We start from the raw sequence: 13,563 nt of genomic DNA on the forward strand, positions 1-13,563 counted from the left end.
GAGCTCGCCTTGAGCGACACGAATTACGCAGTGATTTATGACCTGCACAGTCATACAACGGCGTCCGATGGACGGTTGACGCCAGAAGCGTTGGTACACCGTGCAGTTGAGATGCGAGTCGGCACGCTGGCGATCACCGATCATGACACCACTGCCGCTATTCCGGCGGCAAGAGAAGAAATTTCACGTTCCGGGTTAGCCCTGAATTTGATTGCCGGCGTCGAAATCTCGACGGTCTGGGAAAATCACGAAATCCATATAGTGGGGCTGAATATCGATATTGCCGATCCGGCGATGTGCGATTTCCTGGCCGAACAAACGGAGCGTCGCCAGCAGCGTGCGCGTTTGATTGCCGAGCGGCTGGACAAGGCCCATATTCCCGGCGCGTGGGAAGGGGCGTTACGCCTTGCGGATGGCGGGGCGGTAACACGCGGGCATTTTGCCCGCTTTTTGGTGGAATGCGGTAAAGCAACCACCATGGCGGATGTGTTCAAAAAGTATCTTGCGCGTGGGAAAACCGGATACGTTCCCCCACAGTGGTGTACAATAGAACAAGCTATTGATGTGATTCATCATTCTGGCGGTAAGGCGGTGCTGGCCCATCCTGGGCGATACGACCTTAGCGCTAAGTGGCTGAAAAGATTGGTTGCGCATTTTGCTGAACATCACGGTGACGCGATGGAAGTCGCGCAATGCCAGCAATCTCCCAATGAACGTACTCAACTGGCGACATTGGCGCGCCAGAATCAATTATGGGCATCGCAAGGGTCTGATTTTCATCAACCCTGCCCGTGGATTGAGTTGGGTCGTAAGCTCTGGCTGCCAGCAGGCGTCGAAGGCGTATGGCAGTTATGGGAGCAGCCCGAAGACACCACAGTGAGGGAAGTATGAGCCAGTTTTTTTATATTCATCCGGAAAACCCGCAGCCGCGCCTGATTAACCAGGCTGTCGAGATCGTGCGTAAAGGCGGGGTGATCGTTTATCCAACCGATTCCGGTTATGCGCTTGGCTGCAAAATCGAAGATAAAGGCGCCATGGAGCGCATTTGCCGTATTCGTCATCTGCCAGACGGGCATAACTTTACGCTGATGTGTAGGGATCTGTCGGAACTGTCGACCTATTCCTTCGTGGATAACGTCGCGTTTCGTTTAATTAAAAACAACACGCCGGGCAACTACACTTTCATTCTGAAAGGAACCAAAGAAGTGCCGCGTCGCCTGTTGCAGGAAAAACGCAAAACCATCGGTCTGCGCGTGCCATCAAACCCGATTGCGCTGGCGTTGCTGGCCGCACTGGGTGAACCGATGCTGTCGACATCGTTGATGTTACCGGGCAGTGATTTTACCGAGTCAGATCCGGAAGAGATCAAAGACAGGCTTGAGAAGCTGGTTGATTTGATTATCCACGGGGGCTATCTCGGTCAACAACCCACAACGGTCATTGATTTAACCGATGATTCTCCGGTGGTCTTGCGCGAAGGCGTCGGCGACGTTAAACCTTTCTTATAAGGGCGCAACTCTGTATACTACGCGGCCTTAAAATGGCGCTGTACAGCGCCGTTGATTCTCCTGTTCGACGCCTGTGAAGGCGACACCTAAAGGAAGCTCTATGAGCGAAAAGTTACAGAAAGTGCTGGCTCGCGCTGGCCACGGCTCTCGCCGTGAAATCGAATCGATTATTGAAGCAGGTCGTGTGAGCGTAGACGGCAAAATTGCCACGCTTGGCGATCGCGTTGAAGTGACTCCGGGTCTGAAAATTCGTATCGACGGTCATCTGATCTCGGTGAAAGAGTCTGCGGAACAAATTTGTCGTGTTCTGGCCTATTACAAGCCTGAAGGCGAACTGTGTACCCGTAACGACCCGGAAGGTCGTCCTACGGTTTTTGATCGTTTACCAAAACTGCGTGGCGCACGCTGGATTGCGGTAGGGCGTCTGGACGTCAACACCTGCGGTTTGCTGCTGTTTACGACGGATGGCGAACTGGCAAACCGTCTGATGCACCCGAGCCGTGAAGTTGAGCGCGAATACGCTGTGCGTGTCTTTGGTCAGGTCGATGAGACCAAACTGCGCGATCTGAGCCGTGGCGTGCAACTGGAAGATGGCCCTGCGGCCTTTAAAACCATTAAGTTCAGCGGCGGTGAAGGGATTAACCAGTGGTACAACGTGACGTTGACCGAAGGGCGTAACCGTGAAGTACGCCGCCTGTGGGAAGCCGTAGGCGTGCAGGTGAGTCGTTTGATTCGCGTACGTTACGGTGACATTCCGCTGCCAAAAGGTCTTCCGCGTGGCGGCTGGACTGAGCTGGATCTCGCGCAGACTAACTATTTGCGTGAACTGGTGGAGTTGCAGCCAGAAACCGAGTCAAAAGTGGCTGTTGAGAAAGACAGACGTCGCATGAAAGCGAATCAGATTCGCCGTGCGGTGAAACGTCACAGCCAGGTTGGCAGCGGTCGTCGTTCCGGCGGTCGTAACAACAACGGTTAACGCTTTTGTAGGCCTGATAAGCGTGGCGCCATCAGGCAATTGCGCGGTGCCGGATGGCGCCGCAAGCGCCTTATCCGGCCTACAGTCAGTAATCGATACCCATTTGGGCTTTCACGCCCGCTTCAAAAGCGTGTTTGACCGGACGCAGTTCGCTTACGGTATCCGCCAGCTCCAGAATATCCCGATGACAACCCCGTCCCGTGATGATCACCGTTTGATGCGCCGGGCGCGCCTTTAAGGCGTCCAGAACCTCTTCAAGCGGCAGATAGTCGTACGCCACCATATAGGTCAACTCATCCAGCACCACCATATCCAGCGTTGCATCGGCCAGCATACGTTTACCATGCTCCCAGACGGCCAGACACGCCGCAGTATCCGCTTCACGGTTTTGCGTCTCCCAGGTAAAACCTGTCGCCATCACCTGAAACTCAACGCCATGGGGTTCAAGCAAATTCCTCTCCCCGTTTGGCCAGGTTCCTTTGATAAACTGCACCACGCCGACATGCTTTCCATGGCCGACTGCACGCGTTGCGGTACCAAATGCAGCGGTTGTCTTACCTTTGCCGTTGCCGGTAAACACAATCACAATCCCACGTTCGTCCTGTGCCGCTGCAACGCGGGCGTCAACCTTGTCTTTTACGCGCTGCTGGCGCTGTTGGTAGCGTTCTTCACTCATTGGGCGATTCCTGGTTTACGGCCCGGTTGGGCATCAAAAGTCATACCGGTTTTACGACGGCTGTCATCGCCCATCAGCCACAGATAAAGCGGCATAATATCGGCGGGTGTTTTCAGTTTTAACGGATCTTCTGACGGGAAAGCGCTGGCGCGCATACCGGTGCGTGTGCCGCCAGGATTGATGCAATTGACCCGCAATTGACGATTTTGATACTCATCTGCCAGCACCTGCATCATGCCTTCCGTTGCAAATTTTGAGGTCGCATAAGCGCCCCAGTTAGCGCGGCCCTGTCGCCCGACGCTTGACGAGGTAAACACCAGTGAACCGGCATCCGATTTGAGTAATAAAGGAAGCAGCGCCTGCGTCAGCATAAATGTCGCGTTGACGTTAACCTGCATCACCTCCTGCCAGACCTGCGGATTCTGTTCGCTCATCGGGCAAATATCGCCGAGCAGTCCGGCGTTGTGTAATACACCGTCAAGGCGCGGGTAGTGCGCTTCAATGCGCTGGGCCAGCTGATAGCAATTCTCTGAGGTACAGGTCAGCAAATCCAGCGTAAACCACTGCGGCATGGAACCTGTTGTCCCGGCGATGGTTTGCGCCACCTGACGCAGTTTTTCTTCATTACGGCCGAGCAAAATGACGCTGGCGCCGTAGCGGGCATAGGTGAGTGCTGCCTCGCGGCCAATGCCATCGCTGGCGCCAGTGACCAGAATAATACGGTCCTGCAGTAAATCGTGTTTTGGTTGGTAATGCACGGCTACTCCTCGGCGACGCGTTGGGTCACCCTGCCAGTTGTCTTATCTTTTCATTAACTTTTGGGTTTTATGCCTGAAACCCTCCGGTTTTTCAATCAGCCAACGGTGATAACGCCGTAAAATGAACGCTTTGTCATGTTTTTCACTGAGTAACATCCCGATGGATGAAGCGAGACGGGGTCACAGGCCTGTTGTACACTGAGGCAAAGTTGGAATGTTTAACCAAGGTGGGACTCGTGGAATTGTTGTCTGAATATGGGTTGTTTTTGGCAAAAATCGTCACCGTGGTGGTGGCGATTGGCGTGATTGCCATGATTGTTGTGAATGCTACCCAGCGTAAACGTCAACGCGGTGAATTACGGGTGACGAATCTCAGTGAGCAGTATAAAGAGATGAAAGAAGAGCTGGCGATGAGCCTGCTGGATGGCGCACAGCAAAAACTTTGGCATAAGGCGCAGAAAAAGAAACACAAGCTGGAGGCGAAGGCCGCGAAAGCCAAAGCGAAGTTGGGCGAGAGCGATGCTAGCGGGAAACCCCGTGTCTGGGTGCTTGATTTTAAAGGCAGCATGGATGCGCACGAAGTGAGCGCATTACGTGAAGAAGTGACCGCGGTGCTGGCGGTGTTTAAACCTCAGGATCAGGTGGTGGTTCGTCTGGAAAGCCCCGGGGGCGTTGTCCACGGCTATGGTCTGGCGGCGTCGCAATTACAGCGCCTGCGCGATAAGCAGGTTCCCTTAACCGTCACGGTCGATAAAGTGGCGGCCAGCGGTGGTTATATGATGGCCTGCGTGGCCGATAAAATTGTCTCAGCGCCGTTCGCCATTGTGGGATCGATTGGGGTCGTCGCACAAATACCGAACTTTAACCGCTTCCTGAAAGGTAAAGAGATCGATATTGAGTTGCATACTGCCGGACAGTACAAACGTACGCTGACGCTGTTAGGGGAGAATACGGAAGAAGGGCGACAGAAATTCCGTGAAGATCTGAATGAAACCCATCATCTGTTCAAAGATTTTGTACAGCGGATGCGCCCGAGTCTGGACATCGAAAAGGTGGCGACTGGCGAACACTGGTACGGTCAACAGGCACTGGAAAAAGGGCTGGTGGACGAAGTGAATACCAGTGATGACGTCATCCTTGATCTGATGGATGGTCGCGAAGTGCTGAGCGTTCGGTTTATGCAGCGTAAAAAACTGATCGATCGTTTTACGGGCAGTGCAGCAGAAAGCGCGGACAAACTGTTGCTTCGCTGGTGGCAGCGCGGGCAAAAGCCGCTGATGTAAACGAAAACGCGAGGCACTGGCCTCGCGTTTTGCTTTCAATCGATCAGGTGATACTTCTCAGAGAGCACATGGGCTAAATGTTTAAACATGTTAAACACCGCGGTGCTTTTTGGCGTCGGCAATCCTTGCTCGTCTAAAAAGTAATCGCCACTGAAGACCAGCACGCCGTTTCGCTGTGTCACACCGGTGGCTACAATCCCCGCCAGCGTGTCCTCATGCTCACGAATGATTTTGTTGGCTTCTTTCAGCAGTGTTTCGCGATCGATGGGTTGAGTGTCTTTGTGCATTTTTTACTCCTTAAACAAGGACATTAGTCTACGCCGAGCGCCGCTTATGGGCAAATATTCCATGAGGAAACCGAGGGCTTTATGATATGGGCGTCACTGGCGAGATTTGTTTTTGCATGCTAATAAAGTTGCGTAACGGATTTTATCAGGTACAGTGTGACGCTTTCGTCAATCTGGCAACAGAATTGCTTGACATTCAACCACAATTCCGTCGTGCTATAACGCTTGTGTGCTAAAAAGCCTGTTAACTCAGTCACCTGACTATTTCGTGCACACAGTCAGTATAAGGGGTTGATATCCGTCGTCGCAGAGACCATATCGGTGTCTCGTCGCCAGCGGAAGGTGAATCAACGTGCGACGCATTCTGGAAGAATCAAATTAGGTAAAGGTGAATATGGGTAAAGCTCTTGTCATCGTTGAGTCCCCGGCAAAAGCCAAAACGATCAACAAGTATCTGGGTAATGACTACGTGGTGAAATCCAGCGTGGGTCATATCCGTGATTTGCCGACCAGTGGCTCAGCAGCTAAAAAGAGCGCCGACTCTACCTCCACCAAAACGGCCAAAAAGCCCAAAAAGGATGAACGTGGCGCGCTCGTCAATCGTATGGGGGTTGACCCGTGGCATGACTGGGATGCGCACTACGAAGTGCTGCCCGGCAAAGAGAAGGTTGTCTCTGAACTAAAACAGTTGGCTGAAAAAGCTGACCACATCTATCTCGCAACCGACCTTGACCGCGAAGGGGAAGCCATTGCCTGGCACCTGCGGGAAGTGATCGGGGGTGATGACACACGCTACAGTCGTGTGGTGTTTAACGAAATTACCAAGAACGCTATTCGTCAGGCATTTGAAAAGCCCGGCGAACTGAACATTGACCGTGTTAATGCACAACAGGCGCGTCGTTTTATGGACCGCGTTGTGGGTTATATGGTCTCTCCGCTGTTATGGAAAAAGATTGCGCGTGGTCTCTCTGCCGGTCGTGTTCAGTCCGTTGCGGTACGCCTGGTCGTTGAGCGCGAGCGCGAGATCAAAGCGTTTGTTCCTGAAGAGTTCTGGGAAATTGATGCCAGCACGACCACGCCGTCCGGCGATGCGTTACCGCTGGAGGTCACGCACCAGAATGATAAGCCGTTCCGTCCGGTTAACCGCGAGCAAACGCTGGCGGCGGTGAGTCTGCTGGAGAAAGCGCGCTATAGCGTGCTGGAACGTGAAGATAAACCGACCAGCAGCAAGCCGGGCGCGCCGTTTATCACCTCCACGCTACAGCAGGCGGCCAGTACGCGTCTGGGCTTTGGTGTTAAGAAAACCATGATGATGGCGCAACGCTTGTATGAAGCGGGTTACATCACTTACATGCGTACTGACTCAACAAACCTGAGTCAGGATGCAGTATCCATGGTGCGTGATTACATCGGCGACAACTTCGGTAAGAAATATCTCCCGGAGAACGCCAATCAGTACGCGAGCAAAGAAAACTCGCAGGAAGCGCACGAAGCGATTCGTCCCTCTGATGTTTCCGTCCTGGCGGAAGTCCTGAAGGATATGGAAGCCGATGCGCAGAAACTGTATCAACTGATCTGGCGTCAGTTTGTCGCCTGTCAGATGACCCCGGCACAGTACGATTCCACCACGCTGACCGTTGGCGCAGGGGATTTCCGTCTGAAAGCGCGTGGCCGTATCCTGCGTTTTGACGGCTGGACAAAAGTGATGCCCGCGCTGCGTAAGGGTGATGAAGACCGCACGTTGCCAGCTGTGAATAAAGGCGATGCGCTGACGCTGGTCGAACTGACCCCGGCGCAGCACTTCACCAAACCACCGGCACGCTTTAGTGAAGCGTCACTGGTGAAAGAGCTTGAAAAACGCGGTATCGGTCGTCCGTCAACCTATGCGTCGATCATCTCTACGATCCAGGATCGCGGTTATGTGCGCGTTGAGAACCGTCGTTTCTACGCAGAAAAAATGGGCGAAATCGTCACCGACCGTCTGGAAGAAAACTTCCGCGAGCTGATGAACTACGATTTTACCGCACAAATGGAAAACAGCCTTGACCAGGTGGCGAATCACGAAGCCGAATGGAAAGGTGTGCTCGACAACTTCTTCAGTGATTTTACTCAGCAACTGGATAAAGCCGAGAAAGATCCTGAAGAGGGCGGTATGCGTCCGAATCAGATGGTGCTGACCAGTATCGACTGCCCAACCTGTAGTCGTCAGATGGGGATCCGTACCGCCAGCACAGGTGTATTCCTCGGTTGCTCCGGTTATGCCCTGTCGCCGAAAGAGCGCTGCAAAACCACCATCAACCTGGTGCCGGAAAACGAAGTCCTGAACGTGCTCGAAGGCGATGATGCAGAAACCAACGCCTTGCGTGCTAAACGTCGCTGCCAGAAATGTGGCACGGCGATGGACAGCTATCTGATCGATCCAAAACGTAAGCTGCACGTGTGTGGTAACAACCCGACGTGTGACGGTTACGAAATCGAAGAGGGCGAGTTCCGCATCAAGGGGTATGACGGCCCGATCGTTGAGTGTGAGAAATGCGGTTCTGAAATGCACCTGAAAATGGGGCGTTTTGGTAAATACATGGCCTGCACCAACGACGAGTGCAAAAACACCCGTAAGATTTTGCGTAACGGCGAAGTGGCTCCACCGAAGGAAGATCCGGTGCCGCTGCCTGAACTGCCGTGTGAAAAATCCGATGCTTACTTCGTCCTGCGTGACGGGGCGGCGGGTATCTTCCTGGCGGCGAATACGTTCCCGAAATCACGTGAAACACGTGCACCGTTAGTGGAAGAACTATACCGCTTCCGCGATCGTCTGCCGGAAAAACTGCGTTATCTGGCCGACGCGCCACAACAGGACGCTGACGGTAACAAGACCCTGGTGCGCTTCAGTCGTAAAACGAAACAGCAATATGTTGCTGCGGAAAAAGACGGAAAAGCCACCGGTTGGTCAGCCTTCTTTGTGGACGGCAAGTGGGTGGAAGGTAAGAAATAACCGTTAACTGACAGTTATTTGGTGTAAAAAGGTCGCGAAAGCGGCCTTTTTTATGGGCGACTTATTATTTTTTCGCCACGTCTATACACTACAAATATAAATGATATAGTGGTTATAGTTATCGACTTTCTTATTATTAAATCGTATTAGCAACTCGGCGGAGTTTGCTCTCAAACGATGATCTGATGGCACAAATCTGGATGGCTAACATGAAATTACAGCAGCTTCGCTATATTGTTGAGGTGGTTAATCACAACCTTAATGTCTCCTCAACAGCAGAAGGACTTTACACCTCCCAGCCGGGCATCAGTAAACAAGTTCGTATGCTGGAAGATGAGCTTGGTATCCAGATTTTTGCCCGCAGCGGGAAACATCTTACGCAAGTCACCCCGGCGGGGCAGGAAATTATTCGCATCGCGCGTGAGGTGTTGTCAAAGGTTGATGCGATTAAGTCGGTCGCCGGGGAGCATACATGGCCCGATAAAGGTTCGCTGTATATTGCGACCACGCATACTCAGGCACGCTACGCACTGCCAAATGTCATCAAAGGATTTATCGAGCGCTATCCACGCGTGTCGTTGCATATGCATCAGGGGTCACCAACCCAAATTGCGGAAGCGGTTTCCAAAGGCAATGCGGATTTCGCCATCGCCACCGAGGCGCTGCATCTGTACGACGATCTGGTCATGCTGCCGTGCTATCACTGGAACCGGTCTATTGTCGTGACTCCGGAGCATCCGCTGGCAGCGAAATCATCGGTCTCGATTGAAGAGCTGGCGCAATATCCGCTGGTGACTTACACCTTCGGTTTTACCGGGCGTTCTGAGCTGGACACCGCGTTTACTCGTGCCGGCTTAACCCCGCGTATTGTCTTTACTGCAACGGATGCGGACGTTATCAAGACCTACGTCAGGCTGGGGCTGGGGGTTGGGGTGATTGCCAGTATGGCGGTGGACCCTATTGCCGATCCTGACCTTGTTCGTGTTGATGCGCATGATATTTTCAGCCACAGCACCACCAAGATCGGTTTTCGCCGTAGCACATTCTTACGCAGTTATATGTATGATTTTATTCAGCGTTTCGCACCGCATTTGACGCGTGATGTGGTAGATACCGCAGTGGCATTACGTTCTAATGAAGAAATCGAAGCCATGTTTAACGATATTAAACTGCCTGAGAAGTAATCGCGAAGGTGCTGTTTTTGGTATCTCCTGTTAGTGGGGGATACCAAAATAATGTCGGATATATCGACCTGGAAATTGAATCAACGATCCTGAAAATAGTAACCGCATAATATTCAAGGTAATGAGGTCGTAAAGTAGTTATAAATTCCCCGCCTCGCAAATTTCACCCTTCAAATATTTATTTCGTGTCAAAAGATTGATTTATTCACTGGAAACGATGCGTAAATTCGCTGGATTTCTGACTAAAGTTTCTTTAGGATTTGTCTCATCTGATGATTAGTTGCATCAATCGTTTGGTGCTAAAACAATAAGTGATGTCGATTGTATGAGGTTAGCAATGCCGTCTGGAAACCAGGAACCACGCCGAGACCCTGAGCTGAAACGCAAAGCCTGGCTCGTGGTTTTTGTTGGCTCCGCACTGTTCTGGGTTGCGGTTGCGCTGTTGATCTGGCAAGTGTGGGGATAAATGATGGTCACACAAGAGCAGCAGTCCGCTTTGTCAAAACAACCTCCGCATTGTGATGACGAGAAAAAAACGGCAACCGGATGCGTGACGCATATTCCAGAGTCATGGAAACTGACGCAACAGCAGCAGGCATTTATTGATTCATTTGCGGATGATGAGCAACAGAAAAAATAATCGATAAAATTCTTATTCTCACTTTTTAGTTCAGATTATTAATAGCTTGAGCTGTCATTATTCCTACACCACAGCAATATCGCGCTGAGAAAATCTCAGTTAATTTTACCGGGTTCGAATTACCGTATCGCGCCAGATGAGAGAAGCCCTGGGGTTCACTACCGTCGGTGTCTGAGGTGGGTAAACGCGGTCGCAGCGCAGGTCGCTTGAAGTACGACGAGCATATTATTCTCTGAACAAATGCAGGTGTCGCTTATGCAAACAGGCAGTGTTAAATATTGGTCATGGCTAAGCACGTTCTTCGTCTCACTATTATTCTGGGCCTCATTGTTGGGGTTCGTGATCCGTTAATTTCCTTCTTCTCAATGCCCGATAGCGCCATGCCGTCGGGCATTGTCTTGTGTTGATTCCCTCCTGCACGTTTCCTCCTCTTTTATCAATTCGGGTTGTTATCAAAACGTTACATTTTGTTTGTGTTATCTTTAATACTAACCCTGAGGAGAATCAGGGTATCGCAAACCCTGTTATTAAGGAGGAGCTATGTCGTCAACCCTACGAGAGGCCAGTAAGGAGACGTTGCAGGTCAAAGACAAAACGTTGCATTACTACAGCCTGCCGCTGGCCGCCAAATCTTTGGGTGATATCACCCGCTTACCCAAATCATTAAAAGTTCTGCTCGAAAACCTCCTGCGCTGGCAGGATGGAGACTCGGTCACGGAAGAGGATATCCGGGCGCTGGCGGGCTGGTTGAAAAACGCCCATGCTGACCGTGAAATTGCCTATCGCCCGGCCCGTGTTCTGATGCAGGATTTTACCGGTGTGCCGGCGGTGGTCGATCTCGCCGCGATGCGCGAGGCGGTCAAGCGCCTGGGAGGCGATACGGCCAAAGTAAACCCGCTGTCTCCCGTTGATCTGGTGATTGACCATTCGGTCACGGTCGATCATTTTGGCGATGAGGGCGCGTTTGAGGAAAACGTCCGACTGGAGATGGAGCGTAACCACGAACGCTATGTCTTCTTACGTTGGGGGCAGCAGGCATTTAGCCGCTTCAGTGTAGTCCCTCCGGGAACCGGAATTTGCCACCAGGTGAACCTGGAATATCTGGGTAAAGCGGTCTGGAGTGAGCTACAGGATGGCGAGTGGGTGGCGTATCCGGATACGCTGGTGGGAACGGATTCACATACCACCATGATTAATGGACTGGGGGTATTAGGTTGGGGTGTCGGAGGGATCGAAGCGGAAGCGGCGATGCTGGGCCAACCCGTCTCGATGCTGATCCCTGATGTGGTGGGATTCAAACTGACCGGTAAATTGCAGGAAGGCATTACCGCCACTGACCTGGTGCTGACGGTCACGCAAATGTTGCGTAAGCATGGTGTGGTGGGCAAATTCGTCGAATTCTACGGCGATGGGCTGGATTCGCTGCCGCTGGCCGATCGGGCAACTATCGCCAATATGTCGCCTGAATATGGGGCAACGTGTGGCTTCTTCCCGATTGATGCCGTCACCCTGGATTACATGAAATTAAGCGGACGTAGCGACGAACAGGTTGCGCTGGTGGAAGCCTATGCGAAAGCGCAAGGCATGTGGCGTAACACGGGCGATGAGCCGGTGTTCACCAGTTCGCTGGAATTAGACATGGGCGAGGTTGAAGCGAGCCTGGCGGGACCGAAACGTCCGCAGGACCGGGTCGCGTTGGGCGATGTACCGAAAGCCTTTGCCGCCAGTAGCGCACTGGAACTGAACACGGCGCAGAAAGACCGGCAGCCTGTTGATTATGTTCTGAACGGTCATCAATACCAGTTGCCGGATGGCGCGGTCGTGATTGCGGCCATCACCTCCTGTACCAATACCTCAAACCCCAGCGTATTGATGGCCGCAGGGTTACTGGCGAAAAAAGCGGTGACGCTGGGACTGAAACGCCAACCCTGGGTTAAAGCCTCGCTGGCGCCCGGTTCAAAAGTGGTCTCCGACTATCTGGCAAAGGCGAAGCTTACGCCGTATCTCGACGAGCTTGGATTCAACCTCGTGGGCTATGGCTGCACCACCTGTATCGGTAACTCCGGCCCGTTGCCCGATCCTATCGAAACCGCCATTAAAAAAGGGGATTTGACCGTGGGGGCGGTGCTTTCAGGCAACCGCAACTTTGAAGGCCGAATCCATCCGCTGGTGAAAACCAACTGGCTGGCGTCGCCGCCGCTGGTGGTGGCCTATGCGCTGGCCGGGAATATGAACCTTAATCTGGCGAAGGACCCGCTGGGTCATGACAAAAAAGGCGATCCGGTCTATCTGAAAGATATCTGGCCGTCGGCACAAGAAATTGCCCGCGCCGTTGCGCAGGTTTCAACGGAGATGTTCCGCAAAGAGTACGCGGAAGTCTTTGAAGGCACACCGGAATGGAAAGCGATTGAGGTTGAGCGCTCAGACACCTATGGCTGGCAGGAGGATTCGACGTATATTCGCCTGTCGCCCTTCTTTGACGAGATGCAGGCTCAACCTGATCCGGTTGAAGATATTCATGGGGCGCGTATTCTCGCCATGCTGAGCGATTCGGTCACCACCGACCACATTTCGCCCGCCGGGAGCATCAAACCGGATAGCCCGGCAGGGCGCTATCTGCAAGGGCGTGGCGTAGAGCGTAAAGACTTTAACTCCTACGGTTCGCGACGCGGCAACCATGAAGTGATGATGCGAGGCACATTTGCCAATATTCGTATTCGTAACGAAATGGTACCCGGTGTTGAAGGCGGAATGACGCGTCATTTGCCGGGCTCCGATGTCGTGGCGATCTACGATGCGGCAATGCAGTATCAACAGGAGAAAACCCCGCTGGCGATTATCGCCGGGAAGGAGTACGGCTCAGGATCTAGTCGTGACTGGGCGGCAAAAGGGCCACGGTTACTGGGGATCCGCGTGGTGATTGCGGAGTCCTTCGAGCGTATCCATCGTTCGAACCTGATTGGGATGGGGATTTTGCCTCTGGAGTTCCCGCAAGGCGTGAGCCGTAAAACGCTTGGGCTAACCGGTGAGGAAATCATCGATATTGCGGATCTGCAAAAGCTGAAACCAGGCGCGACGATTCCGGTCACCCTGACCCGGACGGATGGCAGCACAGAGGTGGTTGCTTGTCGATGCCGCATTGATACGGCAACCGAGTTAACGTATTACCAGAATGACGGCATTCTGCACTACGTGATTCGTAATATGCTGCACTAAACGATCAAAAAAGCCTGCGTGAGCAGGCTTTTTCCCCGGTAAG

Annotated in this window: 13 protein-coding genes; 10 read left to right on the top strand and 3 right to left on the bottom strand. The window is 52.7% G+C overall.

The window, feature by feature from the left end; all coding sequences use genetic code 11:
* Window positions 1-9 precede the first annotated feature (9 nt).
* From rnm to rluB, 3 genes are all read left to right on the top strand, one after another.
* On the top strand, window positions 10-891 hold the full coding sequence (gene rnm / locus JM656_RS10110) for an RNase AM (RefSeq protein ID WP_203361021.1): 882 nt from the start codon (window positions 10-12) through the stop codon (window positions 889-891).
* The gene (locus JM656_RS10115) at window positions 888-1,508 is read left to right on the top strand and encodes an L-threonylcarbamoyladenylate synthase (protein ID WP_203361022.1); all 621 of its coding nucleotides are present in this window, start codon (window positions 888-890) and stop codon (window positions 1,506-1,508) included. The genes rnm and JM656_RS10115 overlap by 4 nt, the downstream gene beginning before the upstream one ends.
* A 100-nt stretch (window positions 1,509-1,608) precedes the next feature.
* Window positions 1,609-2,484, top strand: a complete 876-nt coding sequence (gene rluB, locus JM656_RS10120) for a 23S rRNA pseudouridine(2605) synthase RluB (RefSeq protein ID WP_192612393.1) — start codon at window positions 1,609-1,611, stop codon at window positions 2,482-2,484.
* Between the two features lie 85 nt (window positions 2,485-2,569).
* On the opposite strand, the gene cobO is transcribed toward rluB, so the two are convergent.
* Window positions 2,570-3,160, bottom strand: coding sequence for a cob(I)yrinic acid a,c-diamide adenosyltransferase (cobO, locus tag JM656_RS10125; RefSeq protein WP_203361023.1), 591 nt, complete (start codon window positions 3,158-3,160; stop codon window positions 2,570-2,572).
* Window positions 3,157-3,918 (bottom strand): YciK family oxidoreductase, encoded by a 762-nt coding sequence (locus tag JM656_RS10130; RefSeq protein ID WP_203361024.1) that lies wholly within the window; start codon window positions 3,916-3,918, stop codon window positions 3,157-3,159. Before JM656_RS10130 ends, cobO begins: the two co-directional genes overlap by 4 nt.
* A 236-nt stretch (window positions 3,919-4,154) precedes the next feature.
* On the opposite strand from JM656_RS10130, the gene sohB reads away from it, so the two are divergent.
* On the top strand, window positions 4,155-5,201 hold the full coding sequence (gene sohB, locus JM656_RS10135; RefSeq protein ID WP_203361025.1) for a protease SohB: 1,047 nt from the start codon (window positions 4,155-4,157) through the stop codon (window positions 5,199-5,201).
* Between the two features lie 35 nt (window positions 5,202-5,236).
* Here the strand turns inward: sohB and JM656_RS10140 are convergent, their stop codons facing one another.
* Window positions 5,237-5,488 carry a YciN family protein gene (locus JM656_RS10140; protein WP_162383544.1) on the bottom strand — a complete coding sequence of 84 codons (252 nt, stop codon included), beginning with the start codon at window positions 5,486-5,488 and terminating at the stop codon, window positions 5,237-5,239.
* A 394-nt stretch (window positions 5,489-5,882) separates the two neighbouring features.
* Here JM656_RS10140 and topA point away from each other — a divergent pair, with 394 nt between their 5' ends.
* The 6 genes from topA (at window position 5,883) to acnA (ending at window position 13,520) form a co-directional block, all read left to right on the top strand.
* A complete protein-coding gene (topA, locus tag JM656_RS10145) occupies window positions 5,883-8,480 on the top strand; it encodes a type I DNA topoisomerase (protein WP_203361026.1) in 2,598 nt (865 codons plus the stop codon).
* Window positions 8,481-8,689: 209 nt separating this feature from the next.
* Window positions 8,690-9,664: an HTH-type transcriptional regulator CysB gene (gene cysB, locus JM656_RS10150; RefSeq protein WP_192612388.1), complete on the top strand. Its 975-nt coding sequence runs from the start codon at window positions 8,690-8,692 to the stop codon at window positions 9,662-9,664.
* Between the two features lie 325 nt (window positions 9,665-9,989).
* Window positions 9,990-10,130 (top strand): YmiA family putative membrane protein, encoded by a 141-nt coding sequence (locus JM656_RS10155; RefSeq protein ID WP_203361027.1) that lies wholly within the window; start codon window positions 9,990-9,992, stop codon window positions 10,128-10,130.
* The gene (locus tag JM656_RS10160) at window positions 10,131-10,304 is read left to right on the top strand and encodes a hypothetical protein (RefSeq protein ID WP_203361358.1); all 174 of its coding nucleotides are present in this window, start codon (window positions 10,131-10,133) and stop codon (window positions 10,302-10,304) included.
* A gap of 255 nt (window positions 10,305-10,559) precedes the next feature.
* On the top strand, window positions 10,560-10,655 hold the full coding sequence (locus JM656_RS22290) for a hypothetical protein (protein WP_238929220.1): 96 nt from the start codon (window positions 10,560-10,562) through the stop codon (window positions 10,653-10,655).
* Between the two features lie 189 nt (window positions 10,656-10,844).
* The gene (gene acnA / locus JM656_RS10165; RefSeq protein WP_203361028.1) at window positions 10,845-13,520 is read left to right on the top strand and encodes an aconitate hydratase AcnA; all 2,676 of its coding nucleotides are present in this window, start codon (window positions 10,845-10,847) and stop codon (window positions 13,518-13,520) included.
* Window positions 13,521-13,563: the final 43 nt, after the last annotated feature.

The organism is Citrobacter sp. R56 (assembly GCF_016811995.1).
Taxonomy (GTDB): Bacteria; Pseudomonadota; Gammaproteobacteria; order Enterobacterales; family Enterobacteriaceae; genus Citrobacter_D; species Citrobacter_D enshiensis.

Coding starts and splice junctions, on each gene's coding strand:
- rluB (WP_192612393.1), top strand. CDS start 1,609: ATGAGCGAAAAGTTACAGAAAGTGCTGGCTCGCGCTGGCCACGGCTCT.
- JM656_RS10140 (WP_162383544.1), bottom strand. CDS start 5,488: ATGCACAAAGACACTCAACCCATCGATCGCGAAACACTGCTGAAAGAA.
- JM656_RS10160 (WP_203361358.1), top strand. CDS start 10,131: ATGATGGTCACACAAGAGCAGCAGTCCGCTTTGTCAAAACAACCTCCG.
- topA (WP_203361026.1), top strand. CDS start 5,883: ATGGGTAAAGCTCTTGTCATCGTTGAGTCCCCGGCAAAAGCCAAAACG.
- JM656_RS22290 (WP_238929220.1), top strand. CDS start 10,560: ATGCAAACAGGCAGTGTTAAATATTGGTCATGGCTAAGCACGTTCTTC.
- cysB (WP_192612388.1), top strand. CDS start 8,690: ATGAAATTACAGCAGCTTCGCTATATTGTTGAGGTGGTTAATCACAAC.
- JM656_RS10115 (WP_203361022.1), top strand. CDS start 888: ATGAGCCAGTTTTTTTATATTCATCCGGAAAACCCGCAGCCGCGCCTG.
- cobO (WP_203361023.1), bottom strand. CDS start 3,160: ATGAGTGAAGAACGCTACCAACAGCGCCAGCAGCGCGTAAAAGACAAG.
- acnA (WP_203361028.1), top strand. CDS start 10,845: ATGTCGTCAACCCTACGAGAGGCCAGTAAGGAGACGTTGCAGGTCAAA.
- JM656_RS10155 (WP_203361027.1), top strand. CDS start 9,990: ATGAGGTTAGCAATGCCGTCTGGAAACCAGGAACCACGCCGAGACCCT.